Genomic DNA, 26,192 nt, shown 5'->3' with positions numbered 1-26,192 from the left:
ATACTTGAAAAGTAAGTTCATAACATATTACCTGAATATACCACAAAAAAATATTATAACATGTCTAAACAAAAGGAAACAGAGGGTGATACAGCAGCAAAAGTTATACTGGCGGTAGTCATGATAGTAATTTGGGGTAGTTGTGGAGGTATAGATGCGGTATTTAATGGGGAAAGTACTTTCTGGCAAGGATTTCGTTTTGAGGCAGTACTAAGTGTAGGTTTAGTAATACTGGGGTTCTTAATCTATTCGATAATTAGTAGTACTAACTGATTTTAAATACGATGGCTAGTTGGCTTAAGAAGAAATGGTTTAATGCTGGTCCTGGGTCTCCAGGAAAAACAGCAAAGGTAATGGCAAATAATTACCAAGCTATCTGCAGAGATTATAATATAGATGGAGAGGAAGCATTCATATTTCTTGTGGGACAGCGAGTAAGAAGTTGGCATGCGAATCGTATTATGTCCGATAATTTTACTTCAGAAAGCCTGGAAACACTTATTGAAAAAAGTGAAGGTGACTTGCCTTTACTCACTTATTATCTGATGAGTATAGAGTCAAAAACATTTCGTAATAATGTTACGGCTCACCAAAAAACCTTTGAGACAGCTACGGAGGTTATCTATGAAAACATATCTGATATTGCACCTAGTGCTGTAAGTAAAACACTGGATGAATTTCAGTATGCCGCTATTCAGTTTAGCAAGAACTACGATTTCGAAAAAAATAGATTTGGTGTTAAAAATACTGTGGAAAAAAGTAGTGAAGTCGGGGAGCGTAAGACAAAAAACAAAGAGTCAATTTCCAAAAGTAAATCAAATGCCTATAGGCAAAAAGATGGACGCTATATCGATGAAAAATATTTTGAAGATCAATGTTCCGATGAGGATTTTGGAGTCTCAAATGATCCCCTAATTATTTTTGAAGAAACTATTTCGTTTAAAGAATTTGAAAAAAAATATAATATATCTGAAAAAAACTGGTGTGAAGATACCGAAACAGGAGAATACATTTTGGCTACAGATACTGGTCAACTGATATACGCTGGGGAAAGTTTAGAACTGCCTCACAAGCCTAGTAATCACAGTGTTGGATATGTACTTGAGGTTATATATGTAAAATTAGTAGTCACTAACATTATAACTAACAATGATCAGCGAGCATTTCTGGAAAATCCTGATGACGATCACCAATGTTGGGTAAAGTCCCATTACTTTTAAAAGAATATTCATTAAGGATAATTGGCAAATTTAGGTTTCCAGTTTACAGAAATGGTAGAAAATATAAGTTGGCTTTTAATGACATTATGAAACCACATTATTACAAGTTTTTAAAGGAGACAGATTTAGATGTTATCGAAGCTAACAATAGCCTATTGAGTATAGATCGTGAATCAAGCCATTGCATTACTTTTTTAAAATCTGATAATTATCACCCCTTATTCGAAAAATATTCTACTACCATAGCTTCAAAATTAGATCTAGCTATTGGGGACAAATTATACATTGTCCAGTTATGGATACCTGCTCAAACCTCAGTGAAAAAGAGTGATAGGTTAAGTTGGGAAGAGGCTTATATGATTAGCGAAGATCTGGATATGTTCTCTGTAATGATTCTTGGGTATTGGAAGCTCATTAAAAAAGACAAATTTTCAATATTTCAATCAATTTAAGTTTATAAAATCATGAAATTGAATTATGATCTCACTAAGCACAAAGACAAAAAGCTTTATAAGAAATATTCTACGTTAACTGACAAACTAGCTGAGCTTAAACCTGAAGATGCCTACGGAAGAATTGATATATCTGATCTATTAATAACTGTAGGATTTGTTAAATGGGGCGGACTTAATCAATTTTCGATCACTCAGTACTTAATTCGTGAAAAGAAAGTCCTTTTTTTCAAACGCAAAATTATAGGCTTGAAAGTTAAGTGGAGCCATAAAGTAGATGAAAGAGATTTGGAAATTGAAAGGAAATGGCATTTTAATGTAAATGAAACAGCTCAAGAAACAATGTATGAAGTAATTATGATAGGTATCAAAGAAGAGCTTGACTTATAAAAACCATCATGGTGCTGTAATGAAGTTATTATTAATTATTGGCTCTGCTCTATCCTTCTTTGCCATAGCTGACTTGCCAATGGGGTACTATACCTTTCTGCGGATATACTTAACTCTGGTAGCAGGGTATATGGCATTTATATTGTATTCAGAAGCAGGCAAGGTAAATGGGTGGATCATTATGTTTGGAATAACTGCAATAATCTTTAATCCTATAATTCCAGTTTATCTACATGATGAATCTATTTGGGCTGTGATTGATATAGCAGTAGGGTTGTTATTTGCAGTTACTGCTTTCCGAATACAATCAATACAAGGTTAGAAATTCGTATTTGGAAAGGGTGAATAAGGCTTTGTGTTTGTAACGTAAAAACTAAACTGGTAAGAAGAGACTTCTGATAAAGAGCAGAAGTATAGTATCAGTAGGCTTATCCCACAAAGGTTTATCATTTTGATTTCTTAAGAAAAGTAAGAATATTATCTACTAAATTTTAAATGAAAAAAATATTAACATCATGGGTGAAAGAGAAAATAATTTTAAAGATGCATTAGTAAATGAGTCAATGAAAGTTTGGGCAAGTGATAGAAATGGACGTAAAACAAGAGAAGTGTATGTAGATATTTACGACAAAGTACAAGTTGTAAGCGATAATTCCGATGGAACAAAAAATGTAGTACTACTAGATAATATTGATGAGGATTATGACTTAATCGCTGAGAATGTTCCAGCTGAGAATTTAGAGTTTTTTAAAATGGCTGATGATAATACTTTTAAAGAGGCTAAAAAGAGAGTGGAAAAGAAACTAAATGAACGAGATCAATAATGTCCTCTACAAAGTACCATCTGAGCAATACATAAATGTATTATTTGTGCTAATCAAGTTTACTCAAATTTCAACAGATATATTAATTTAATGATACCTATATGGTTACCATTATTATGAAGTAAAGGAAAAAGTAACTCTTAGAAGCTATATGGAGTGATTTTTGAGGTGTTCGTTGGTCCCCGCACCTCCACTTTTATTAATTGTTACTGTTTTGCAGGAAGCCTTTCACCATAGCGGTGAAGGGCTTTTTTGTTTTTGGGCAGATGGCAGATAAAAAAAGCTATTCATCATACAATTATTGAATAAGCAAAAAAATCCCGACTTTTTTATTCAAGGAATCCTTTGTACCCTTGAAAAAATGATATTCAACAAAATTGTTATATGACGTACAGACTGTTAGAACTGATGGGTTCTCCGGAAACCATTAAGGAGGCGCATGATATAGCGGAAGAAGAAAATGTGTTAGGGGTTTGGACCGATAATCTGGATAAAGATGAGGCGGTTATGCGTGCGCTTGTTGATGCTGAGCGCACAGAATCTCTTTCTGATGCTCTTACCAATCGGTTTGGTAATGAGGAGGGGTTTCGGATTATGCTCTTTTCGGTGGAAGCCACCTTGCCGAAGCCCGAAGAGAACGAAGATGAGGCAAGCGAGGATTCAGAAGAGGAGCAGTACATCGGCCGTATTAGCCGGGAGGAACTCTATTCCAATATCAGTAATAGCGGCGAGCCGGATGCGGTATACATCGCAATGGTTGTATTGTCAACACTGGTAGCAGGGGTGGGACTTATCCTGAATGATGTGGCTACCATTATAGGAGCGATGGTGATAGCACCCCTGTTAGCGCCCAATGTTTCAATGGCACTGGCAGCTACGCTGGGTGATCTTGAATTAGGGTGGGAAGCCCTAAAAGCGAATGCAGTTGGATTATTAACTTCCCTTGTCATATCCGTATTGATGGGGATGATGTTTGCTGTTAATCCGGAAACGGAACAGATTATGACCCGAACTATGGTGGATCTCAAACATATTATCATTGCCCTTGCAGCGGGGAGTGCCGGAGTATTAGCCTTCACGCGCGGGGTTTCGGCCGCTATTGTGGGTGTCATGGTGGCTGTGGCCCTGCTGCCCCCGCTGGTTAATGTGGGACTTATGCTTGGGGCCGGCTATACCACGCTTGCGCTGGGGTCCGGTATCCTGACTTTGACCAATCTAATATGCATTAACTTGGCCGCTATTCTTACTTTCCTGGTGCAGGGAGTACGTCCCCGGAGCTGGTGGGAAGCTAAAAACGCAAAAAAGGCCCAACGCATAGCGATTGGCATATGGTTTGGGCTGCTATTAATATTGGCTGCCATTATATGGTACTGGGGAGAATTTATCGGTCCCGATCTGTTTTCATAGCAGGTTTGTTGCCTTATCTGTGAGTATTCGTGTAGAATTGTCGATTTGAGAGGGGGAGGATTTTATTGGATATGTTCTCTGGCAAAGAAGGGTGGGAGTCAATTCATCATGAGTACCGGACAGTTGAGATATTCCAGGTTGGTTTCCAGCGAATCAAGCTGCAAGAACGACTGTTTTTTGGGAATAACCAATAATCCCGCATGCTGATAGTTAATCGCATTTAATAGCTGCCACCTGCTGGGTTTATCAAGCATAGTGACCGAAACAGGTATCTCAGCCTTTTCTATTAATTTTTCAAGTTCCTTATTTCGCCGCGTTTCGCTCTCCTGATCTTTATTAAGCACCAGAATAGATAATTTACCATAATTCCTTTTGGCTAATGAAAGAGCCAGGCTGAGTCCCTTCTGGCTTGCTTCAGAAGCATCGAAAACAACCGTAACTGTATTACCCAGATCCAGCCCTTCTTTTAGCAGGAGAATAGGCTTGTCCGCTTTTTGAATGATGGCTTTGGCCGTGGAACCCAGCTTATTTTTTAAAGAAAATGATCGTCCCCGTCGGCCAAGAGTGATGAGGTCAGCCTTTTTTGCCGCTTCTAAGATTTCATCAGCTACCTGTCCGCGGGTGGATTCCCAGGAATGACTTATTTTGTTTTTTCTGCTGATGTCTTCTAACTGGTGGCGGAGCCGCTTTTTTAAGAGGTTTACCTGCTTTTCTAATCCTTTTTCTTCCAGCGTATCTGTTTTTCCCGTAAGTTCATTTATTGAGGCTATAGCAGGAAGCCTGCTTATTCGGCTCCAGTGTTCTTCATGAACAAAAAGTCCCCGAATGTTCGCTTCCATAAGCCGGGCAAGTGTAGCCGCGGCTCGTAGCGCTGCCTGGCTATGGGGGGAAGAATCAATAGCAACCAGGATCTCCCGAAGCAGGATGGTATGGTTTTTATCTTCAGCCATGACTATTCTTGACTGTTTTCTGACTTCGAAAATGCTTTGCGTTTTTCAGCAAGCTGATTAAGCTTTTGGGTAATTTTATAATTAATGGTTCCCTCGGGGTACGAGCCATCTTCCTGGAGTTCCCCCATGTCCAGGCCGGTAAGCAATTCCATACCTTCATCGACGGTTTCTATTGAATAAATATGAAATTGATCTTTTTGAACCGCTTCAACCACATCGTTGCGCAGCATCAGGTTCTTTTCATTGGCACTGGGGATAAGTACGCCCTGTTCGCCGGTAAGTCCGCGTTGATTGCAAATATCAAAAAATCCTTCAATTTTTTCATTGACTCCGCCAATAGGCTGTATCTTCCCATGCTGGTTGACCGATCCGGTGACGCTGAATGACTGTTTTAACGGGATACTTCCAATTGCTGATAGCAAGGCATACAGTTCAGCAGAAGAAGCACTGTCTCCATCGATATGAGAATACGATTGTTCAAATACGAGGCTGGCGGAAAGGGAGAGCGGCCGTTCCCGGGCATAGCGTCCCCCCAGGAACCCTTTTAAAATCAACACGCCTTTGGAGTGGATGGATCCGCTCATGTCCACTTCACGTTCAATATCTATAATCTCACCTTTGCCAAGCTGTACGCGGGCGGTAATGCGGTTAGGCCGACCGAACATTAAATTTCCCACCTTGGCGACGGAAAGGCCATTTATTTGTCCGACTTCTTCCCCGGAGGTGTCGATAAAGATAGAGTCGCGATTAATACTTTCCTGAATTCTATCGCGGAGGCGTGAGGAACGATAAATTTTTTGCTCGATCGCTTTTTCAACGTCTTCGTAGGTTACAATATCCTGTCCATTTTCACTTTTATCCGCCCAATGATCAGCTTCTTTTAGCAAATCAGTAATTTCATTGGTTTGGGCAGACAGTTTTTCATTGTCACTGACCATACGCGATCCTTGTTCTATTACCCGGGCAACCGCTTTTTTATCAAAGGCACGAAGCTCATGTTTATCAATTAATCCTGCTATAAGCTGGGCGTACCGGTTGTTGTTTCCCTCCGTACGGTCAATTTCATCCTCAAAGTCTGCTTCCACCTTGAACAGCTTGTTAAATTCAGGATCGTATTCGCAAAGCAGATAGTATAACAGTCTTTCGCCCGTTAATATTACTTTTACGTCTAACTGGATGGGCTCGGGCTCCAGCGATACCGTGCTGACCATGCTGTATGACTCTCCCAGCGATTCAATCTTAAGTTCCCCTGATTTTAACGCCCTTTTTAAACCTTCCCAGGCAAAGGGTTCGAGCAGTACCTGGCGGGCGTCCAGGATCAGGTACCCGCCATTAGCACGGTGGAGGGCACCGGGTTTAATCAGGTTAAAGTTTGTAGAAAGTGTTCCCATTTTGGATTGATATTCAACCCGGCCAATTAAATTTTTATAGTTGGGATTATCTTCATAGATAACGGGTGCACCTTCCGCTTCGCTATTGTCAACCATCACATTTACACGATAGCGGTCCAGAACGGGATTTTTGGACGTTCTCTGTTGTGATTGTTGTCCACCCATCATCTGCATCAATTGATTACCCTGACCGGATTGGTTCTGGTTGCCCATAATGGATTGTACATTTTCGACAATGTCGAGTTCTACATCGTCCAGGAATTCCTGCACATTATCCAGTTCGGAGAAATTATCACGGATTTCATCAAATAAATCTTTAATGGCATAGGTTGCGATTTCTTCGTCTAGTTCTTTTAGACGCTCCCGGGCTTTACGCCTGTTGGAAGGCATCTTTTGGATAATTTTCTGCAGCTCTTCCTGCAAATCCTGGGTTTTTTCTTCCAGTTCTTCCCGTTTTTCTTCTGATAAATTTTGTATCTCTTCTTTGCCCATTATTTCTCCCTCTTCGTTTAAAGGGGCAAAAGAGAAACCGGCAGGAGTTCGAACTAAAGCCAATCCCTTTTCTTTAGCTTTGTTTTTAAGGTCCTCAAAAGTCTGTCCCTGTTCCTGCTGAACCTGTTCTTGCAGGGATTGTCGTCGGTTTTGATATTCTTCCGTTTCAAATGCAGATGTAAGGGTAGGAACCAAATCATCGATGAACTGATCCATCTGCTTGTGTAACTCGCATCCGCGCCCAGCCGGCAGCTCAAGCACGTTTGGCTTATAATGATCGTCAAAATTATTTACGTAACAAATATCGGATGGAACAGGTTGATCCGCCGACTTTTCTTCGAAGAACTCTTTCAGATGGTCCTGCTTGTTAATTTGGTTTGGACCGAGCGCAAAAATGTTAAAGCCGTCTTTACCCATGCCGGTTCCAAACTCCAGGGATGCGGATAACCGATCCTGACCTATGACGGTCGTGGAATTTTTAATCTCATCAGTAGTTTCGAATTCCAATGACGCGGGGTTGCACTTCCTGTAAAGAGAATCTGCTTCCAGTTCTGCCAAAATATTTATGTATTAGGTTTCAACTTACTACTCATTTAAATGAGTATAATGCAATGGAAGTTCCAGCAGGAAAATAGAAATGGAACAACTTCCAAAAATGGTTAATGGATGTTTGTTATGAGTTACTGGTTTAATAGTGATGGGGAAAATTAACAAGCTATTCAGTTAGGTCTTTGCAAATAAACCATTATACCAATAACTACTAACCAGTAGCTTTTAATGTATAAAACTACAGTATGCTGAACGAAAGGGAAGTAGCAGCCATCTTTATTTTTTTAGATCACTTTCTTCCGGCACAATTGAGATTTTATCCAGGGAAAGTCCACTCATAATAGCGTCGTAATTGGTCACGTCTTTAGGAATAATGACATCATTTTTTTCGCTGGCCAACTTTGAAAGCTGATTGATATATTGCTCAGCCAAACGCATTTGCATAGCTTCTTTTCCTTTATCCTTAGAAAGTGCGTCAGCTATTTCTTCAATCGAGATAGCCGTCGCTTCTGCCAGTGATTTGATCTCTTCTGCAACTCCTTCTGCTTCATTAATTTGGCGCTGCATTTCTCCTTCTGATATATTGATAATTTCTCGCTTCTCTCCCTCCGCATCATTGATCGTCGACTGCATGATTCCCTCCGATTTAGCAATCGTAGCCCGACGGTTGCGTTCGGCCGTCATCTGACGCTCCATAGCATTTTGAATGGTTTTGGGAGTGTATATATTTTTGATTTCATATCGAAGCACCCGGATCCCCCAAGCTTTTTCCATTTCACTGAGGACTTCAACCACTTCTTTATTAATGATAGCGCGATCTTCGAAAGTGTCATCCAGGTCCATGGTTCCTATGATAGAACGAGTCGTGGTTTGTGCCAGTTGAACCGCGGCGAAACGGTAATCTGTTACCCCGTAACTGGCATTCACCGGGTCTATAACGGCCAAGTAAATGACGCCATCAACTTCTACTTTTACGTTATCCTTAGTAAAACATTCCTGTGGCTCTACCTCGATCGTTTCTTCTCGCAGATCCTGTTTGTACCTAACCTGGTCAAAGAAGGGCACTAAGGCATGAAAGCCCGGTCCCAGGGTCTTATGATAATTTCCAAGCCGTTCAACAATGTATGCTTTCTGAGTAGGTACAAGCTGAATGGATTGAATGAATTTGAATAGTACATAAATACTTAAAAGTCCGAGTACGCCTTGACTGATGAGTTCTATCATTGTTGGCCTCCCTTTGCTGTTGTGGTTGAAGACGAGGGCTGTGTGCCGTCGCTAACTTTGCCGACCCCTTCAAAAAATGTTTTCAAATTGGCAGTTTCCGTGGGTAATACCGATACATTGGAGTGCTCAATAACATGGCCTAACTGACCGATAAACTGCTCGATTAACTTTGTTTTTACTGCTAAGTCGCCCCCCGGTTTGGCAATAGCTTCAGATATACGCTTAATACCTTTGGAGGTAGCTTTGGCAATAAGTTCAATTTCTTTTGCTTTTCCTTTCGCTTCGTTAATACGCTTCTGTCGTTGCGCTTCCGAAAGTAGAATAGCTTCCTGGCGTTCCCCTTGTGACTCGTTAATCTTAAAGTCTCTTGTCCCTGTAGAAGTGGTGATTTCAGCACGCTTGTCACGTTCGGCCTCCATCTGCTTTTCCAGGGTGTGAATCAGGTTATCTGAGGGCCTAATATTTCGGATTTCATAGCGTAGTACTTTTATCCCCCAGGGATCGGAGGCTTTGTCAATTTCCCGGACAATATTTTCGTTCATTTGCTCGCGCTCAGAAAAAGTATCGTCAAGCGTAATTTTACCGATTTCGCTCCGCATGGTTGTCTGCGCCAGGTTGATGGCAGCCAGTTTGTAATTACCAATCCCATAGCTGGCTTTATAGGCATCCATCACTTTCACATAAACCAGTCCATCAACTTCAACCTCGATGTTATCCTTGGTAATACAGGTCTGGCTGGGCACATCAATAACCTGTTCGCGCATTTCCTGCCGATAGGCGGGACGATCCACAAAGGGAATCAGAAAATGAAGTCCGGGCTTTAGTGTTTTAATGTATTTCCCGAGTCGTTCCTGTATAACTTCTTCGCGCATCTCCACGATGATAAACACCTTGGTAAAGATAAAGACGCCCAAGGCGATAAAGATTAGTAAGGTCGTCCACATGTGATAAAAGTTTAGATTGAAATGAAAATGATTAAAATTTAGAGCTGGCTAATTATATTATTCTTCAATTTCGTCAAGAGGTTCGACAATCCAGGTAACATTATCCCGATACCGTATTTTTGCTTTGGACCCGGCCGGAATTTCACCTTCTAGTGTTTTGGCCTGCCAGGAAATCCCCTGAAAACGAATACGTCCCGAATTATCGTCAGGATTAACCGATTCAACCACATCTACAACCTGATCCATAGCTTCGACATCTTCGTTAGCCAGCTTATAGCTGCTTTCCCCACCCCAGTATTTCATTAAAAGTGGACGCATGGCAAGAATGAGTGCAACGGAAGTGAAAAGCCAGGTAATAATCGAAGTAGCAGGATCTTCCAGAATTCCCATCCAGCGTAAAACACCCACGAACAGTCCGCTAACACCAAGGAAAAAAGATACGCCGCCAGGAATTAATGTTTCAATAATCATTAGCACAATGCCCCCGATAAAGAAAATCATTGTGAGTGTTTCAGCATCCATCGCAAGTCTCTTTATAAATGTTTGTTTTTTGCAGTATAGCTAAAATTTGGATTTTGACAAACCTTAAAGTGGAATTTAGGAACAGGGACAGTTAAAGGTATGTGAGATATAAAATGGCTACTTGTTTTATGAAAAGTTAACCATGATTAAAAACTACTAATTTTTGGAAAGTTATATGGGGGGGCATAGGATTTAAATGGTTATTACAAGTATGGTATATTATGTAACTATACCTGATAAGATGTTGTTTTTACTAAACTTATGATAAGGGTATAGTGGGTAAAGAAATGGAAATGAAATATTAAAATTTTTTAATGGAACCGAATAGGAGGCATGATGTTAAAAAAAGTGGAATTTTTTTGTAACAAATCGCTCGCAAAACACTCTTGTTATATGAAGGCTATAATAAAATATCATGAAACCATTTACAGACGTGCATAATAAACCTCATATGAAGATAATGAAGAAAAAAGTGTTAATTGTTGAAGATGAGAGGATTATCTCGCTTCTCATAGAGCGTATGGTAGAAAATATGGGGCACGAGGTTATCCATAAGGTGTCTTCAGGTGAAGAAGCCGTTACATGTGCTTTAGAGGAGGAGCCCGATATTATTTTAATGGATATTCGCCTGGAAGGAGAACTAAATGGCATAGAAGCTATGTCAAAGATCCGGGAGAACAAAAATATACCCGTAATTTATATTTCTGGTAATACAGATGTATTACACCAGGGCAAGTTAAACAGATCAGAATACATAGACTTTTTGGCAAAACCAGTAACCCTTTCTGAATTGAGCCGGTCTTTTAGTCTGGCCTCCTGAAATGAAGATTTATGAGCTAGCGGCTTAATAAATATTAATAAGAAAGAAGGATTGCACAGACAGGCACATGCTAGCCTTAGCATGTGCCTGTTTGCTTTAGTTTAGACACAGAAAGTGAAAAAAAATGGGCTGAGAGCTTATATTACGTAATTATTCCTACCTTGGAACATAAGCAGATTGTTTGTGATACAATATGATTGAATTCGAATCACAAATTATTTGCTATGAAAAAACTAATACTATTACCATTATTTGCTTTTCTGTTTACCCCATTTGCGACCCAGGCTCAAACCAGTTCCAGTGGCTCTGCCATTGAAAATACCTTGGGTATAGGTCCTCGACTGGGATATTATAAGGCCGATGACGCCGAAGAAGGGAGCTTTTATGGCGGTGCTCAGATTCGTGCTCGATTAGGACGAGTAGTTGGTCTTGAAGGAGCAATCGATTATCGTACCGCCCAGGAGTATGATTTAGGAGAATTCTCTGCCGATGTCCGCCAAATACCGGTAACGGCCTCTGCGTTACTCTTTCTACCGGTCAGTGAATCTTTCCAGCCATACGGTGTAGCTGGTCTGGGGGCATACTACGATATGATCGATTACAATGAGGAAGCAGAGAGCATCCCGGGCCTTGAGGATGACCACAGCGTCGATTTCGGTTATCACCTGGGGTTTGGTTTGGAACTGCCTTTCAACCGAAATACAGCCCTGAATGTTGATTACCGCTATATCTTTTTGGATCCCGGTAGCGATTCTTTTGGGGATGTGGAAGATGCCGATTTTAGCGGTAATGTATTAACGGTCGGTTTAATGTTCTATATGTAACTTATAGCGTTATTTTATTTTGAAATAAGGATAAAAGCCCGCCTCTTGGCGGGCTTTCCTTTTTAGTGGGGGACTAGGTGTAATTTACACTTGTTTCTTTGGTTTAAGCTTTACAACTTCAAAGGCATTTAAAACGAATCTAAATTATTTTTTGTACACAGTAGCATAGTCATGTCTCAGATAAAACTGCCAGAAGTAGAGCTTAATATATATACGCCCAAAGATCCAGTAGAAGTCCCTATCGTTGAAAACTACATATGTACTAAAGAGAACAGTCCCAATTTTGTTCGTCATGTAACGTTTGATATTTCCGGAACAGACTTGGTAAACCATGTTCAAGTGGGGCAGTCGATTGGAATTCTACCTCCTGGAGAAAATGAGAGGGGGCGGCCTTATAAATTACGGCTATACTCGGTTTCCTCGCCAACACAGGGAGAAGGAGGGAAGTCACATCTCATTTCTACAACCGTTAAGCGTACTATCGAAGAATTTGATAACAACGAGCTTTATCTGGGTGTTTGCTCTAACTATTTGGCGGATCTGCAACCAGGAGATAAGGTTAAGATGACCGGACCCAGTGGCCGCCGGTTTTTACTTCCTGAGAATGCAACTGATTTTAATTATGTGATGTTTGCTACAGGCACGGGCATCGCTCCATATCGGGGTATGATCATGGATTTACTGGATGCCGGTATGGAAAATGATATCATTCTGATATTTGGGTGCGCATATCGTACGGATCTCCTTTATGCCGATTATTTTGAATCATTGGATGATGAGTACGATAATTTTCAGTATTTGCCCTATATATCGCGCGAAACCCGACGCTCAGACGGTAGCAAAAAATATGTCCAAACTTGCCTTTGGGACGATGCAGAATTACTGGATCCTATCCTAAAGAAAGACAATTCGCTTCTATATATATGTGGGCTCAAAGGCATGGAAGCGGGTATATACCGGGCATTGGCCAAGAAGAATATGCGTGAGTATCTGGATATCCGGGAACCCGCCGCGGAAAAAGAGCCTGAGGATTGGAACGAAAAAGATCTTAAAAGATATGTTAAACCAGCTAACCGGACGTTTGTAGAAGTCTATTAGAATTTTAGCCATTAAGAATTTGGTTAAAGGTCACATGTTACAGGTTAAAGTTTAAGTGAGGGTTGATGAAACTGTTAACGTTCAACTTCTTAACCAGCAATTACTATTAGGATTTGCTGGCTTCAATATTCGTAATACCCCCGGAAACGATATACTTCATAATGCTTGTGGAGTCAATATCCAGGGGATGAACATTATCGGAGGGTACAAAATATAGGTTCCCTGAGAAGTTGTAGGAGTGGGGACAGTAAACCGCAACCCGGTCAGTAATTCCTAACTCCGAAAGATCTTTTTGAGTCACAAAGCCCATGCGCTGGATTGTGGTATCTCCAAAGTCAACCATTACCGGCTTGTTAAATCGTTTTTTATCACCTACAAAGGCTTCCGTAAGATCCTTAAGGGCGGTGTAAATAATTTTGATAATGGGGACGCGTCTTAGCAGTCGCTCAAAGTAGGTTACCAGGGGCCGGGTGAACGTAAGTGAAAATATATAGCCAATAACTGAAATACCGAGAAAAACAGTGATGATGCCCAGGCCGGGGATATCTATATTCAACCATTCAAAAAGCAGATTATTTAGGACCCGGTTAGACCATATGATGGCTGAATAAATAATATATACTGTGGCTCCCAGTGGAAAAACAAGCAGGAGTCCCCGAAAAAAATTGTTTAGTATTGGACGCATTGGAATAAGTTTAAATTGATAATTTGGCTGCGTATCCCTTAAATACAAAGTTTGATGTAAATTTGTAAGCGATAGGGGATGAGTTCAACACTATTTTTTACTATTTTCAACGAGCTGTAATTTTATGAACAAGTAAAAGTTAGTTTCATGTCTCACAAGAGCTCTGCTCAGATACGTCAGGATTTCTTAGATTTCTTTAAGGAAAAGGAGCACCTGCCTGTACCAAGCGCACCGGTAGCGCCGAAGGACGACCCTACGCTGTTATTTACGAATGCGGGAATGAATCAGTTCAAACCCATTTTTTTGGGAGAACAGTCAGGCTATAAAAAAGAAGGGGAAACCTGGAAGCGGGTTGTCGACAGTCAGCGCTGCATACGGGTTAGCGGAAAACATAATGATCTCGAAGAGGTGGGGCACGATACCTATCATCATACTCTTTTTGAGATGCTGGGAAACTGGTCGTTCGGGGACTATTTTAAGCGCGAAGCCATTCGGTGGGCCTGGGAGCTGTTAGTGGATGTTTGGGGACTCGAAGCGGACCGCCTCTATGCAACCGTTTTTGAAGGCGATGAAGAAGACGGACTTCCGGTGGATGAGGAGTCTATTGAACTCTGGAAGGAGGAAACGGATATTAATCCGGATCATATCCTAAAATTCGATAAAACGGATAACTTCTGGGAGATGGGAGAAACAGGTCCCTGCGGTCCATGCTCCGAGGTACATATCGATCTGCGTCCTGAAAAAGAGCGAGCTAAGAAGCCTGGCGCAGAACTGGTGAACATGGATGATCCCAAGGTGATGGAAATTTGGAACTTGGTTTTCATCCAGTTCAACCGTCAGCCCGATGGTACACTGGAAAAACTGCCCGCGCAGCACGTGGATACGGGCATGGGATTTGAACGCATTTGTGCCGTATTGCAGGGCAAGCGCTCCAATTATGATACGGATCTTTTTGAACCCTTGCTCACAAAAATAGGAGAGCTTGCTAATGTACAGTATGGCGATGATGGGCAGGCCGATATTGCTATGCGGGTGATCGCTGATCATATCCGGGCGGTGAGCTTCTCCATCGCGGATGGGGTTTCACCCGGCAATGAAGGTCGCGGCTTTGTAGTTCGACGTATATTGCGTCGGGCTATTCGTTATGGCTGGGATCGCTTAAACTTGAAGGAACCATTCTTTCATAAACTTGTGCCGGTTCTTTCCAAACAGTTTGCTGATGTATTTCCGGTACTGGATCAGCAGAAGGCCTATGTTAAGAATGTGGTTAGATCCGAAGAGCAAAGCTTCTTGAATACATTGGGGCAGGGGATCGAGCTCTTCGAAGATATTACTGAGGAAAAGGATTTTGTTACCGGAGAGGAGGCATTCAAACTGCATGACACCTATGGTTTCCCTATTGACTTGACTAAGCTGATGGCCCGTGAGCGTGGTGTTGAGGTCGATGAAGAAGGATTTGAAGAACGCATGCAGGAACAGAAGAAGCGAGCCCGGGCTTCCGGCAAGTTTAATGTGGACCAATCCTCGCAAAAAGACTGGATAACCGTTACGGATACGGATGAATTTATATTTACAGGCTATGACGAGTTGACTTCGGAGGCGCGGATAAAGGCACTGCGTCAGGATGAAGATCAACAGGCTATTATTTTGGATCGAACTCCTTTTTATGCTGAAAGTGGGGGGCAGGTAGCTGATACGGGGGTTATCAGTAACGGAGAGGAGCACCTGCGAGTTAAGGATGTGCAGAAATCGCCCGACGGTTATATTCACTTTGTGGATAAGCTGCCGGAAAATCCAGCTGGCCAGTGGCAAGCAATAGTTGATGAAAGCCGCCGGCGCGAGATCCGTAAACACCACACCGCAACTCATTTGGTACATGCCGCTCTGAAAAAAATATTAGGTGATCATGTAGCTCAAAAAGGATCACTGGTGGATGACAAACATCTGAGATTTGATTTCTCCCATTTTGAACAGCTTACTTCCGGGGAGTTGAAAGAAATAGAAGAAATGGTCAATGATAAGATCCAGCAGAATATTCCTAAGACCGAAGAACGTGAGGTTCCTATCGATGAGGCAAAGGAACGGGGAGCTACGATGCTGTTCGGAGAAAAATACGGAGATCGCGTTCGGGTTATAAGCTTCGATCCGGATTATTCGATGGAGCTCTGCGGGGGAATGCATGTGGAGGCCACCGGAGAGATCGGCTACTTCCGCTTTATGGGTGAGTCGTCAGCTGCTGCAGGAGTGCGACGAATTGAAGCCCGGGTGGGTAAAAGTGCTGATGAATATCTGCGTACTGAACAGCAAATCTTGGATAGTATACGAACCGAGATCGGTCAGAGCGAGGATCTTGTAGAAGATATCCACACACTTGTTGAAGAGCGGAAATCGCTTGAAAAAGAGGTGGAAAGGCTGCAGCACCAACAAAGCTTATCTCGCTTGAATACCTTTATTAATGATGCTCAGGAGTTGGGGGAAGGTATTAAATTAGTTAAAGGGGAAATATCCAATGCGGATATGGATCTGCTAAAGCAACTGGGGTATGAGTCCCTCGACAAAAATCCGAAAGGAACGATTACGGTTCTTGGAAGCCGCGATGAGGACGAAGGCAAGGTTTATGTGATGGCTGCTATAAGCGATGACTTGATATCCGAAAAAGATCTTCAGGCAGGTTCTTTAGTTGGTACGCTTGGAAAAATGCTTGGTGGTGGTGGAGGTGGACAGCCAAATCTGGCTACCGCCGGGGGGCGCCAACCGGAGAAGCTCAATGAAGTGTTTGATCAATTGCCAGCTATTATTAAAGAAAAAGTCGACTCCTAATATTAAGGGAAATACTTTTTTAAAATAAAATTTAAAGACATAAACAGGGTTGTTCAATGCTGTTCAGCCTCCATAAACAGGATTATGTCACGGTCAGGCAGCAAAAATTTTGTTACATATACAGATGCAAAATGATGGTAAAACGTTTTTTAACGCTTGAGGTCTGTAATTTTCCAAAAAATTAGGTATATTTTCAGACTGTAAAATTCGAGAAATTTCAATATTGACGGATGTTGTCATAGAAATATATTATGGCTAAAAATAAGAAAGAAACACAAGAACAAATACAGTTTACGCCTTCGGGGACGGGAATTCGTACCAATGGACAGATTGTTCGTAGTACAGAACTTCCTTCACCGACCAAAAAGAAACATAAATCGCTGGGACTTTCCGAGGAAGATGTGGTGGATATGTTCCATCAGATGTATCTGCAGCGACGTTTTGAAGAACGTGCAATGCAGATGTACCAGAAGGGGAAGTTTGGAGGTTTTCTGCATCTTTATATGGGGCAGGAAGCGATCTCAACCGGAACGGTTTATGCTTTAAATGATGATGACGATATTATTACAGCCTATCGCGATCACGGCTGGGGACTAGTCCGGGGCGTTTCACCCAAGGAAGGAATGGCTGAGCTCTATGGTAAAGTTACCGGTTGCTCTCGTGGCAAAGGCGGGTCGATGCACTTTGCCAATGTAGAAGAGCATTTTTGGGGAGGCCATGGTATTGTTGGTGGACATATTCCACTGGGAAGTGGTATCGCTTTTGCTAATAAATACAAACAGAACGACCGGGTAACGGCTTGTTTCCTGGGCGATGGTGCTGTTGATCAGGGAGTGCTTCACGAAGTCTTGAATATGAGCCAAAATTGGGGTTTACCTTGTATTTATGCCGTCGAAAACAATGGTTATGCGATGGGGACGGCCGTCCACAGACATTCTGTTGGAGAAATTTATGAGCGGGCCCATGGGTATGGTATGAAGAATGCTGTCATTAACGGGATGGACGTTTTTACCGTTTATGAAAAGATGAAAGAGATTGCTGAGGATGTACGGGAAAATTCAATGCCTTGGTTTATCGAAATTCGTACTTACCGTTACAGGGGGCATTCAATGTCAGATCCAATGAAATATCGAACTAAGGAAGAGCTTAAGGAATATGAAAAGCTTGATCCCATAGAGCGTATTAAGAATTACCTATTGGATAATGACATCCTTGAACAGGACGAAATTGATGAGATACAGGATACCGTAGAGGATACGGTGATGGAAGCAATCGATTTTGCAGAAGAAAGTGATTTCCCCGAAAAAGACGATTTATATAAAGACGTCTTTGTAGAGGATGATTATCCCTTCCATACCTAAACACTGGACTAAGGATAGGGTTGAAGCCGGATACTATGTATTCAGCATTATGTTTCTAACTTCTTTTATAATTGAAAAATAATTTAATTTCGAAATAATTCATTAAAAATGGCTGAACTACAATTCAGAGAAGCAATCCGGGCTGCCATAGATGAAGAGATGGCACAGGATGAAGGAATTTTTGTAATGGGTGAGGAAGTAGCCGAATATGATGGGGCCTATAAGGTGACCGAAGGGCTGCTTGACAAATACGGTCCAAAACGGATGATCGATACACCCATTTCTGAGCTCGGATTTGCCGGAATAGGTATAGGAGCGGCAATGAATGGACTGCGTCCTATAGTTGAGTTTATGACCTTTAACTTTGCTGTATTGGCAGCAGATCAGATTATCAACCATGCCTCGAAAGTACGGTATATGACCGGGGGACAGGTAGAAGTTCCTATCGTATTCAGAGGGCCTAATGCTTCAGCGGGACAGTTAAGTGCTACGCACTCAGTAGCCTATGATGCTATGTATGCTCATTTCCCCGGATTGAAAGTGATTTATACATCTGAACCGGAGGATGCCAAGGGACTGCTAAAATCGGCCATTCGCGATGATAATCCCGTCCTTTTTATGGAGTCGGAACAAATGTACGGCCTGAAAGGGGAGGTATCAGAGGAGGAAGATTTTACCATTCCTATTGGTAAAGGGAAAGTAAAACGGGAGGGAAGTGATGTCACGGTCGTTGCCCATGGTAAGATGTATCACGTGGCCAAACAGGCTGCCCAGCAGCTTGCCAAGGAAGATGTGGAAGTAGAGATTATCGATCCCCGCACTGTCAAGCCACTTGACATTGAAATGATCGTTAAATCGATTAAAAAGACCAATCGATGTGTTATTGTTGATGAATCCCATCCATTTGGTGGATTGGCAGGTGAGGTGGGTTATCTCATACAGCGTGAAGCTTTCGATTATCTGGATGCCCCGGTACAGCGAGTCACCCTGCCGGATACCAGTGCACCCTTTGCTAAAAATTTATTTGATGAGTGGCTACCCAGTGCTAATGAAGTCATTGATGCCGTTAATACAGTGACCTATCGTAAATAATAAGGAGACTGCTTCCCAGAAGGGATAGATGAAGCATAGTTTATTAGGAAATAAATATTGATAACGTTTTTTAATCTAAATTAAGAGTCAAACAAATGGCTGTAAAAGTTGAAATGCCCAAGCTTAGTGATACGATGGAAGAAGGCGTTATTGCTAAGTGGAATGTTGAGGAAGGTGATGAGGTAGAATCCGGTGACATTATAGCTGAGGTTGAGACCGATAAGGCTACAATGGAAGTGGAAGTATTTGATGACGGTACGATCCTAAAAATATTAGTCGACGAAGGAGATGCCGTACCACTGGGACAGCTTATGGCTGTTATCGGTGAAGAAGGAGAAGATATCAGTGATATATTGGAAGAAGCCGCTTCGGGTGGTGAAAAGGAGACATCTGAAACTGATGGCGAAGAAGATACTTCAGAAAAAACAGACAAAAAAGAGAGTACTGATACCTCAGCAGAGAAAGCAGAAGAGAAAAGTACTGTTACTTCGGATGATGGTCGTTTAAAAGCATCACCCTTGGCACGTAAGATGGCTGAGGAAAAAGGGATAACCCTTTCGAATGTAGAGGGCAGTGGGCCCCAGGGACGCATCATCAAACGCGATATTGAAAGTTATGAACCTTCAGCTGTTCCTGCAGCTGCTACAGTTTCACGGGAAGACAAAGAGCACCGTGTTTCACAAATGCGTAAAACAATTGCGCGGCGTCTTTCTGAAAGCAAGTTCAATAATCCGCATTTCTACGAAACCATATCCATTGATATGCAACCGGTATGGGACGCCCGCAAACAAATTAATGAGAAAAGTGACACGAAGATTAGCTTTAATGACATTGTTGTTAAAGCCTGCGCTGCAGCGTTGCGCAAACATCCCGAGATAAACAGTTCCTGGCATGGAGATAAAATAGTAGAGCATGGGGATGTTAATGTGGCTGTGGCAGTCGCCATTGAAGAAGGACTGGTTACCCCGGTTATCAATAACACTGATCAGAAAGGATTGCAGCAGATCGGCCAGGAAACCAGAGATCTTGCTGAGAAAGCGCGAGAGCGTAAGTTACAGCCGGAACAAATGGAGGGAAGTACCTTCACGGTGAGTAACCTTGGGATGTTTGGTATTGAAGAGTTTACAGCTATTATCAATCCACCGAATGCCTGTATCTTAGCAGTGGGTGCTATTAAAGAGGTTCCGGTCGTTGAAGATGGCGAAGTTGTACCGGGCAAGCGAATGAAGGTGACTTTATCCAGCGATCATCGTATTGTAGATGGCGCGATGGCCGCACAATTTTTAAGCACGCTTAAGCAGATGCTTGAAAGTCCGCTGGCTATGCTGCTATAATATAGTACCATAGATTAAATTTTAGTTTTTTTTAAAAGCTTCAGGCTTAACGGCTTGGAGCTTTTATAGTTTATATCCCTCCTGGTTTTTATCCGCATAACTCTTAACAACTCTTGGTAAAGGCGCAATTTGTATTACAATATTTTACAAACATTAGTATAAACTAATATTAAAATTTTTTAATATTGTATTCATCGAGTTGGGGTAACCAAAGTCATTATGTTCAAATACGTACCAATATTAATTCTATTTCTTTTTCTGTTTGGTATACGTGAGGGTCATGCCCAAAAATCGGCCAGGGCCGTAATGGATATAACTGTTCAGGTTGTAAAGGGAGCAGACGTTGAAGCTAATCACCAAAGTTCTGTAATTCTGGAAGAATCCGGAAAGACCTCCATCGGCAGCATCATCTTTGGTGGGAATGCAGAAGGAAAGACTACTACTTCCTATAGTAATAAAATAGCATTAAAAGATACGGCAGGGGGGACCATCTATTTTTCAGTAAATAGAAATAAAATTTCAGGGTCAAAAGAGTCTAGTAGTTTTTTTCTCCACAATTCTACCAATAAGCCTTTACGGAAGGGCCTCTATAAAGGTGATCTTACAACTACTATAGCATACAATTAATTAAGTTCATCAATTGTTTTGGTTGGGGGCTAGGATGTTTTATATAGAAGGTTACTCTTCTATCAATATCGGGATAGCAAGATCATGATGAAACTGATCAAGTTCCATCTGAATTTTTTTCAGATATGACCATTTTTGAAAACCTTCCAGTATATAAGTTGAGGCATCTTCACCTTTATCAATTGATAGCTGCGGCTTATCTTGGATAAAGGTCTGCAAATTGGTTTTTTGGGAGGCAGTTTTTATTCCTCTAACCTGTATCTGGAAAGTGAAATTCATGGCTTTCTTCTGCTCTATCAGCGTAACCTCACTTTCGTGTAAATTGATTATTCTAGCTTCCTCGTACTTTTTTTGATATTCTGTTGTTTGAAATGCCGATGTGTCTTTCCTACTTATTGCCCTCTTTTTTTGGTAAATGACAAAATCCTGTTTTCCCCTAAATTGTCCAATTGATACTTCTTTGTTAGTATTACGGGCTATCTGGTTGGCTGATTTCCGTGCATTTTGCAATGTTTTGAAATTATGGAAAATAAGAACTGAATCCGCTTCTTCTTGTAAAAGCTTGGTTCTATTTTGGACTACAAGAGCATTACTTTCGAAATCATTATCGACGAGCGTACGAAATAGTTCTATAGCCTCTTGCTCTGTATCCATGAAGGAACTTCTAATGGCGTAGAGATTATTGAGAACATTTAGTACCGGTTTAAAGGGACGGTTAATGATTTTAGATGCATCTTTGGAAACTTTTTTGGCCTTTTCTGCCGTTTTGAAACTCGCTATTTGTATCTGGTAACGGCTGTTTTTGTCTTTTTCTATTGTTGTATCCTGTGCCGCCTCTTCTGGATAGGTTCTTGTTTCTTCAGGCTGATTTGATTTATCAGAACCAGATTTTGGTATTACCTTAAAATTAAGATTTTCAACGAAGTCTCCTTCAGCAATAGCTTCTACTTCTACCGTCATTGTATCGGGTTCTGAAAAAGCATTCAGAAATTGAAGCTGGTTGGGATCAATATACAAACGGTAACTGTCGGGTGGTATTTGATGGGCATAGAAACTGCCGTCATTGAAAGTCTGCATCTCCTTGGAATAATCATTTTGCTTGCTTTCCAAATATAATCGAACACCAGAGAGAGGGGCAGAGCTTTCTCCTTCTAATTGTACCACTTTCCCTGAGACTACTCCTGATGTATAGAAAGGAATATTAATGGGTTTATACTGGTTGGGATCAGTAACAATTGAAAATTCCTTAAATTCAGGAACCAACAAAGGATTTTGGATCGCCGATTCATTGATCTCCATATTAATTCTATGATACGATTGGAGCTGACTAAAGCGGAAGATACCGTCTTTGGATGTTGACTGGACTCCGGCTCTGCCAATACGTATAGCATCATCCTGGATAGTATTATCTTCTTCATCATAGGAACCGGAGTTGTTAGAGTCTACATACAATCGGAGCGAGGTTGCGGAGCGGCCCACTTGGTTTCTGTTTGAAAAGGTAAGATCATTATTATAATCGTCATACCCCACAGAGCCCCGAAAATTCTGGGTAAAAGAAGTCTGGTTTCTATTATTCCTGATCGTAGAAGTTGAGCGTATAGAGTTAAAGTCTATTATAAGTCCGACATTCATGAAATTAAAGTTTCCGGCAAAATTTCTTGCAAAGGAAGCCTGAATGCGTCCCTTGTCAAAAACACTCCTTGAGGCCTGTATCTGGGCTTCCTGAAAGGTACCAGAACCAGGATTAAATCTTGCACTGGTACTAACAAAGGTGTTTTGCAAATATCGCGGCAAGTTAGTTTGAGGGGAAATTAAGTAAGTTGCTGATGCTCTTAACTCAGAACTACTGCTTGGTGATAAGGTGAACGATTCGAATTGCCGGTCTCTAAAACTTAATCTTAGGTTCAGGCGATTAATTCTGGAGTTGAGATCCAGGTTATAATAGATGTTATCGCGATTCTGCGCAGAATTTTGAGTATAATCACCGGTAAACCGGATGTTTAAGGGCAATTCAGCGATTTGAAAAGGAATAAATAAATTAGCAGAAAGTTCGTGATTATTACCTATGGGGTTATATATTCTTTCATCAGAAAAATAGGTATAATTTAGTCCCCAGCTGGCAGACGAAGGATAAATGACATTTCCTGATAATCGATAAAATGCATTGGGGGCAATGTCAGCATTGAACAAGTAGTCATCAAATAATCGTGCAGATGTAGAACTGTAAAAGAGAGGGACCTGATCTGAAAATTGGTCAAAATATTCTATTCCAATTTTTTGTGTAAGCCAGTCTGACAGCCCATAAGCCACACTTCCCTGCGCCAGGTAACTTTCTTCGGTACTCCCAAGAATGGGATTGTTTAGACGTCCTGCATTAAGATGATAGGTAACCTCATCTTTGGGCAGGAAATTAAAAGGGACTTGTATCCGTTGCTCCCTTTCTCTAACGCGTCCATCGGGGCCATATATTCGTAATCTGAGCCGGGAAGTTCCATAGGTTAAAGGAGCGATAAATCTGAACTGTTCATCTTCTGTAATTCTTCTGAAGTCGTAAAGGGAGTTGTTATAATAGAGTTCAACTTCAGAACCTATGGGGGCTGTCCCTTCAATTTCATAGGAATCATAAAGATATCGTGGTTCTATAGGCTCATTGGTAAGTCGAACACCCGTAAAATTACGATCAATAAGTCCGTTTGAGGTTGTTTGGCCTGCATAGAATTGTGTAAGATAGTCGTTGTTTCTTAATACATATCGCCATCGGAGGTTGTTTGTAGTAAAATTTGAGTAGTTGCTTGTATAATTTCCGTAAGCTGATCCCTCGAGATCTCCGCCCAGTAATTCAGAACCGATATCAAAATTATAGGCATAGGCATTTTCGGTATTATTTATAAAGGATGAGAGGGAATAATCGAAGAAAGCTCCTCCTACGAGTTTGCGGTCCCGTTCATATAGAAGAGGATGTAACTCCTGCCCGATTGTTGCTCTTTCCTGCCGTTCTCTTCTTTGTTGACGCTTATATTCACTTACAACGGGTAATTCAAGAGGAGTTTCAAGCTGTAACAGCAGATTATTCATATCCACAGAGAAGTTCAGGTCGAATACAGTAGCCAAAACTTCCATTTTGATATAATAGTCGAGCTCTTTGACCCGCATCTGGGAAGCATCAAGTGAAAAAAAACCTTTGTTCGCTAACTCAACCTGATAATTACTAAAATCCAAATAGAAGGTGTTTTCGGGCTCTAGGTAAAATCCCTCAATAGTCAGATTTTCATTGTTAACCTCATGAGATATTTTAAGGCTACTGAAAATTTCAGAAACCGGCAGATAGTAATTTCCATCTTCATAATAGGCGGTAATTACCTTATTAAAGAAATTACGATAATTGAAAGATAAAAAGACTTCCTGCTCTTCATTGCTATTGCCCTCTTGCCGTAACTTTATAGGCTCTGAGGAGCTGTCGGAAAAGGAGGGCTGGGGAAACAAGAAAAAAAGTAAGCACGTAAATAAGAGTAGCGTTATTACTTTCCTGTTGCTCACTCCCTGCTAAAGCTTATGGAATTTGAAACCGGTTCCATTTGGATAATATTTTCACGGGCCACATCGGGCCGTTGTGATTCAAAGGAAATCTCTGCCGTATATTCTTCTTCGTCCAGACTGTCTTTAGGAATATCAAAGGTTTGCCGGTAGTCAAAGTAGATCGAAGTTGCTGCACTTCTTGTTAGTAAGGTATTTCCCTCAGAGTCCAGAATATTTAAGTTAATAGATCCCAGGAACGGTGAGTTTCCGGAACGGCTTACATCTGCAAGAAATGTAATAGAATTATCCGACTTGCGATGAGTGAAATCGTTTATTTTAATACCAGTATTGGTTTCGCCATGCTTGTAGAAGAGTGTGGTAATTTGCTCAAATTTATAGGTGATTTGAGCCGTTATTTCATCATCGGTTTCCTCTCCAATCGGAGGATTCTGTGCGTTTGACGTTACCTTTATGCGGGTCCAATAGGTCCCGTCCGAGAAGTCCTTGGGGCGTACGGTCAATCGTACGACTTGCCGCTGACCGGGTTGTAGTACAAAACTTTGCGGAAATCCTTTTACTAAATTACTGATTCCGAATTGCTCAGCTTTTGTACTGTCATCGTAAATCATTTGGACCTCTCCCTCTGCATTAGTAGCAGGATAGCCAAAAGGGAATTCGATAGAAACTTCCTGGGCCTGATCAGATCCATTTAAAACCAGGAAATTACCGAACCGGTTTTGTTGATCAATAAACACCATTGTCGGTGCAATGGTTATTTGTGCCTGAACTTCGCAGGCCAGCACAGATAGAAACAGGATTATAGAGGTAACGGCCGTTTTTTTCATTCCAGATAGACTGATTATCATTCTTAATGTCAAAGGAAGCTAAGAAATTTGCGGAAGATTATGCAAAATCAATTTTAAAATTCCTCTTGGGACATTTACTAATAGGGGTAATGAAGTAAGATCCTGGAAGTTATTTCCGGAAATATGTTAAGTTCTTTTAAATACAATTTGAATTAAACAAAAAAAGCCAAGACAAAAGATATCTTGGCTTTTTGCAAGGGTAATTTTTATACTTAATTATAAGTCGCTGTCAATGTAATCGTACCGTTGTAACTGCCGGCGGCCTGGTTTGTCGCAGGATCCACTGTTCCTCCGATAAATACGGTGATGTCTCTATCAGTTTGTTCAAGCAGGTTAACAGAAGCTCCATCATTGGGATCGAAGTCATTATTTGAATCGTAGGCGTTGTCTCCCCACGAAGCAGAAGTACCTCCGAAACTAATAGGAAGGTTATCTTCACTGCCAGTCAGCTCACTTGGTAGCGAAAAGCTTAAATCAACATTCCCGACATTTCCGCTAACGCTAAAAGTTCCTGCGGTTCCATCCCCGGGATTAACAGTAGAAGGAGATCCTGCAGCAATATTACCAAAATTCAGATCGTCACCGCTGGATAGGTCGACATTTGCGTCGACAGTTGCGTTTGCTGCAATGTCAGCTTGTTGGGCCGAGACCGTCGTTGTTATCCCGGTTACTAATAGTAATACAAAGATATATTTTATGATTGATTTCATGATAGCCGTTGATTAGATGTTTGTCTGTAAATGAGGTTTTATGTCTTTTTTCAGTTGTAAAATAATGGTAAAAA

At 41.3% G+C, this 26,192-nt stretch carries 23 protein-coding genes; 14 read left to right on the top strand and 9 right to left on the bottom strand.

The features are described from left to right. Positions 1 to 284 precede the first annotated feature (284 nt). The 6 genes from ABEB05_RS07110 (at position 285) to ABEB05_RS07085 (ending at position 4,293) form a co-directional block, all read left to right on the top strand. The gene (locus tag ABEB05_RS07110; protein ID WP_265788777.1) at positions 285 to 1,220 is read left to right on the top strand and encodes a hypothetical protein; all 936 of its coding nucleotides are present in this window, start codon (positions 285 to 287) and stop codon (positions 1,218 to 1,220) included. Then, positions 1,193 to 1,672, top strand: a complete 480-nt coding sequence (locus ABEB05_RS07105; RefSeq protein ID WP_265788776.1) for a hypothetical protein — start codon at positions 1,193 to 1,195, stop codon at positions 1,670 to 1,672. The genes ABEB05_RS07110 and ABEB05_RS07105 overlap by 28 nt, the downstream gene beginning before the upstream one ends. A 12-nt stretch (positions 1,673 to 1,684) precedes the next feature. Further along, positions 1,685 to 2,062 (top strand): hypothetical protein, encoded by a 378-nt coding sequence (locus tag ABEB05_RS07100; protein ID WP_265788775.1) that lies wholly within the window; start codon positions 1,685 to 1,687, stop codon positions 2,060 to 2,062. After that, positions 2,052 to 2,384, top strand: coding sequence for a DUF6804 family protein (locus ABEB05_RS07095; protein ID WP_265788773.1), 333 nt, complete (start codon positions 2,052 to 2,054; stop codon positions 2,382 to 2,384). The genes ABEB05_RS07100 and ABEB05_RS07095 overlap by 11 nt, the downstream gene beginning before the upstream one ends. 193 nt (positions 2,385 to 2,577) lie before the next feature. Continuing rightward, on the top strand, positions 2,578 to 2,886 hold the full coding sequence (locus ABEB05_RS07090; protein WP_265788772.1) for a hypothetical protein: 309 nt from the start codon (positions 2,578 to 2,580) through the stop codon (positions 2,884 to 2,886). Positions 2,887 to 3,270: 384 nt separating this feature from the next. Continuing rightward, positions 3,271 to 4,293: a TIGR00341 family protein gene (locus tag ABEB05_RS07085; RefSeq protein WP_265788771.1), complete on the top strand. Its 1,023-nt coding sequence runs from the start codon at positions 3,271 to 3,273 to the stop codon at positions 4,291 to 4,293. A gap of 98 nt (positions 4,294 to 4,391) precedes the next feature. Here the strand turns inward: ABEB05_RS07085 and ABEB05_RS07080 are convergent, their stop codons facing one another. The 5 genes from ABEB05_RS07080 to ABEB05_RS07060 all read right to left on the bottom strand — a co-directional run bounded on the left by ABEB05_RS07080 (position 4,392) and on the right by ABEB05_RS07060 (position 10,365). Further along, on the bottom strand, positions 4,392 to 5,243 hold the full coding sequence (locus tag ABEB05_RS07080) for a universal stress protein (protein WP_265788770.1): 852 nt from the start codon (positions 5,241 to 5,243) through the stop codon (positions 4,392 to 4,394). A 2-nt stretch (positions 5,244 to 5,245) separates the two neighbouring features. Beyond that, positions 5,246 to 7,684, bottom strand: coding sequence for a Lon protease family protein (locus ABEB05_RS07075; RefSeq protein WP_265788769.1), 2,439 nt, complete (start codon positions 7,682 to 7,684; stop codon positions 5,246 to 5,248). A gap of 267 nt (positions 7,685 to 7,951) precedes the next feature. Next, a complete protein-coding gene (locus tag ABEB05_RS07070; RefSeq protein ID WP_265788768.1) occupies positions 7,952 to 8,899 on the bottom strand; it encodes an SPFH domain-containing protein in 948 nt (315 codons plus the stop codon). Further along, positions 8,896 to 9,843 (bottom strand): SPFH domain-containing protein, encoded by a 948-nt coding sequence (locus ABEB05_RS07065; protein WP_265788767.1) that lies wholly within the window; start codon positions 9,841 to 9,843, stop codon positions 8,896 to 8,898. Before ABEB05_RS07065 ends, ABEB05_RS07070 begins: the two co-directional genes overlap by 4 nt. 57 nt (positions 9,844 to 9,900) lie before the next feature. Beyond that, entirely contained in the window at positions 9,901 to 10,365 is a 465-nt protein-coding gene (locus tag ABEB05_RS07060; protein WP_265788766.1) for an NfeD family protein, read from the bottom strand. Positions 10,366 to 10,780: 415 nt separating this feature from the next. On the opposite strand from ABEB05_RS07060, the gene ABEB05_RS07055 reads away from it, so the two are divergent. From ABEB05_RS07055 to ABEB05_RS07045, 3 genes are all read left to right on the top strand, one after another. After that, positions 10,781 to 11,185 carry a response regulator gene (locus ABEB05_RS07055; protein ID WP_265788765.1) on the top strand — a complete coding sequence of 135 codons (405 nt, stop codon included), beginning with the start codon at positions 10,781 to 10,783 and terminating at the stop codon, positions 11,183 to 11,185. Between the two features lie 224 nt (positions 11,186 to 11,409). Beyond that, positions 11,410 to 12,009, top strand: a complete 600-nt coding sequence (locus tag ABEB05_RS07050; protein WP_265788764.1) for a porin family protein — start codon at positions 11,410 to 11,412, stop codon at positions 12,007 to 12,009. Between the two features lie 171 nt (positions 12,010 to 12,180). Next, positions 12,181 to 13,107 carry a ferredoxin reductase domain-containing protein gene (locus ABEB05_RS07045; protein ID WP_265788763.1) on the top strand — a complete coding sequence of 309 codons (927 nt, stop codon included), beginning with the start codon at positions 12,181 to 12,183 and terminating at the stop codon, positions 13,105 to 13,107. A gap of 106 nt (positions 13,108 to 13,213) precedes the next feature. On the opposite strand, the gene ABEB05_RS07040 is transcribed toward ABEB05_RS07045, so the two are convergent. Then, positions 13,214 to 13,792 (bottom strand): DUF502 domain-containing protein, encoded by a 579-nt coding sequence (locus tag ABEB05_RS07040; RefSeq protein WP_265788762.1) that lies wholly within the window; start codon positions 13,790 to 13,792, stop codon positions 13,214 to 13,216. Between the two features lie 147 nt (positions 13,793 to 13,939). Here ABEB05_RS07040 and alaS point away from each other — a divergent pair, with 147 nt between their 5' ends. The 5 genes from alaS to ABEB05_RS07015 all read left to right on the top strand — a co-directional run bounded on the left by alaS (position 13,940) and on the right by ABEB05_RS07015 (position 21,026). Then, positions 13,940 to 16,612 (top strand): alanine--tRNA ligase, encoded by a 2,673-nt coding sequence (alaS, locus tag ABEB05_RS07035; protein WP_265788761.1) that lies wholly within the window; start codon positions 13,940 to 13,942, stop codon positions 16,610 to 16,612. Between the two features lie 251 nt (positions 16,613 to 16,863). Next, on the top strand, positions 16,864 to 17,973 hold the full coding sequence (pdhA, locus tag ABEB05_RS07030; RefSeq protein WP_265788760.1) for a pyruvate dehydrogenase (acetyl-transferring) E1 component subunit alpha: 1,110 nt from the start codon (positions 16,864 to 16,866) through the stop codon (positions 17,971 to 17,973). Between the two features lie 108 nt (positions 17,974 to 18,081). Next, positions 18,082 to 19,065, top strand: coding sequence for a pyruvate dehydrogenase complex E1 component subunit beta (locus tag ABEB05_RS07025; RefSeq protein ID WP_265788759.1), 984 nt, complete (start codon positions 18,082 to 18,084; stop codon positions 19,063 to 19,065). A 95-nt stretch (positions 19,066 to 19,160) separates the two neighbouring features. Continuing rightward, on the top strand, positions 19,161 to 20,399 hold the full coding sequence (locus ABEB05_RS07020) for a pyruvate dehydrogenase complex dihydrolipoamide acetyltransferase (protein ID WP_265788758.1): 1,239 nt from the start codon (positions 19,161 to 19,163) through the stop codon (positions 20,397 to 20,399). Positions 20,400 to 20,618: 219 nt separating this feature from the next. After that, positions 20,619 to 21,026 carry a hypothetical protein gene (locus ABEB05_RS07015; RefSeq protein WP_265788757.1) on the top strand — a complete coding sequence of 136 codons (408 nt, stop codon included), beginning with the start codon at positions 20,619 to 20,621 and terminating at the stop codon, positions 21,024 to 21,026. Between the two features lie 51 nt (positions 21,027 to 21,077). On the opposite strand, the gene ABEB05_RS07010 is transcribed toward ABEB05_RS07015, so the two are convergent. The 3 genes from ABEB05_RS07010 to ABEB05_RS07000 all read right to left on the bottom strand — a co-directional run bounded on the left by ABEB05_RS07010 (position 21,078) and on the right by ABEB05_RS07000 (position 26,118). Then, on the bottom strand, positions 21,078 to 24,509 hold the full coding sequence (locus tag ABEB05_RS07010; protein WP_265788756.1) for a fimbria/pilus outer membrane usher protein: 3,432 nt from the start codon (positions 24,507 to 24,509) through the stop codon (positions 21,078 to 21,080). 50 nt (positions 24,510 to 24,559) lie between these two features. Then, on the bottom strand, positions 24,560 to 25,387 hold the full coding sequence (locus ABEB05_RS07005; protein ID WP_265788755.1) for a fimbrial biogenesis chaperone: 828 nt from the start codon (positions 25,385 to 25,387) through the stop codon (positions 24,560 to 24,562). Between the two features lie 233 nt (positions 25,388 to 25,620). Next, a complete protein-coding gene (locus ABEB05_RS07000) occupies positions 25,621 to 26,118 on the bottom strand; it encodes a DUF4402 domain-containing protein (protein ID WP_265788754.1) in 498 nt (165 codons plus the stop codon). Positions 26,119 to 26,192 lie beyond the last annotated feature (74 nt).

The sequence above is a fragment of the Fodinibius salicampi genome (assembly GCF_039545095.1).
Taxonomy (GTDB): Bacteria; Bacteroidota; Rhodothermia; order Balneolales; family Balneolaceae; genus Fodinibius; species Fodinibius salicampi.
Note: the sequence above shows the minus strand (reverse complement) of the source record. Positions and strands in the feature narration are given on the sequence as shown.

Bases quoted from the DNA above. Each gene is read 5' to 3' on its own strand.
- ABEB05_RS07105 (WP_265788776.1), top strand. From the start codon at position 1,193: ATGTTGGGTAAAGTCCCATTACTTTTAAAAGAATATTCATTAAGGATA.
- ABEB05_RS07065 (WP_265788767.1), bottom strand. From the start codon at position 9,843: ATGTGGACGACCTTACTAATCTTTATCGCCTTGGGCGTCTTTATCTTT.
- ABEB05_RS07110 (WP_265788777.1), top strand. From the start codon at position 285: ATGGCTAGTTGGCTTAAGAAGAAATGGTTTAATGCTGGTCCTGGGTCT.
- ABEB05_RS07025 (WP_265788759.1), top strand. From the start codon at position 18,082: ATGGCTGAACTACAATTCAGAGAAGCAATCCGGGCTGCCATAGATGAA.
- ABEB05_RS07100 (WP_265788775.1), top strand. From the start codon at position 1,685: ATGAAATTGAATTATGATCTCACTAAGCACAAAGACAAAAAGCTTTAT.
- ABEB05_RS07050 (WP_265788764.1), top strand. From the start codon at position 11,410: ATGAAAAAACTAATACTATTACCATTATTTGCTTTTCTGTTTACCCCA.
- alaS (WP_265788761.1), top strand. From the start codon at position 13,940: ATGTCTCACAAGAGCTCTGCTCAGATACGTCAGGATTTCTTAGATTTC.
- ABEB05_RS07045 (WP_265788763.1), top strand. From the start codon at position 12,181: ATGTCTCAGATAAAACTGCCAGAAGTAGAGCTTAATATATATACGCCC.
- ABEB05_RS07000 (WP_265788754.1), bottom strand. From the start codon at position 26,118: ATGAAATCAATCATAAAATATATCTTTGTATTACTATTAGTAACCGGG.
- pdhA (WP_265788760.1), top strand. From the start codon at position 16,864: ATGGCTAAAAATAAGAAAGAAACACAAGAACAAATACAGTTTACGCCT.
- ABEB05_RS07015 (WP_265788757.1), top strand. From the start codon at position 20,619: ATGTTCAAATACGTACCAATATTAATTCTATTTCTTTTTCTGTTTGGT.
- ABEB05_RS07040 (WP_265788762.1), bottom strand. From the start codon at position 13,792: ATGCGTCCAATACTAAACAATTTTTTTCGGGGACTCCTGCTTGTTTTT.
- ABEB05_RS07055 (WP_265788765.1), top strand. From the start codon at position 10,781: ATGAAACCATTTACAGACGTGCATAATAAACCTCATATGAAGATAATG.
- ABEB05_RS07060 (WP_265788766.1), bottom strand. From the start codon at position 10,365: ATGGATGCTGAAACACTCACAATGATTTTCTTTATCGGGGGCATTGTG.
- ABEB05_RS07005 (WP_265788755.1), bottom strand. From the start codon at position 25,387: ATGAAAAAAACGGCCGTTACCTCTATAATCCTGTTTCTATCTGTGCTG.
- ABEB05_RS07080 (WP_265788770.1), bottom strand. From the start codon at position 5,243: ATGGCTGAAGATAAAAACCATACCATCCTGCTTCGGGAGATCCTGGTT.
- ABEB05_RS07070 (WP_265788768.1), bottom strand. From the start codon at position 8,899: ATGATAGAACTCATCAGTCAAGGCGTACTCGGACTTTTAAGTATTTAT.
- ABEB05_RS07085 (WP_265788771.1), top strand. From the start codon at position 3,271: ATGACGTACAGACTGTTAGAACTGATGGGTTCTCCGGAAACCATTAAG.
- ABEB05_RS07020 (WP_265788758.1), top strand. From the start codon at position 19,161: ATGGCTGTAAAAGTTGAAATGCCCAAGCTTAGTGATACGATGGAAGAA.
- ABEB05_RS07090 (WP_265788772.1), top strand. From the start codon at position 2,578: ATGGGTGAAAGAGAAAATAATTTTAAAGATGCATTAGTAAATGAGTCA.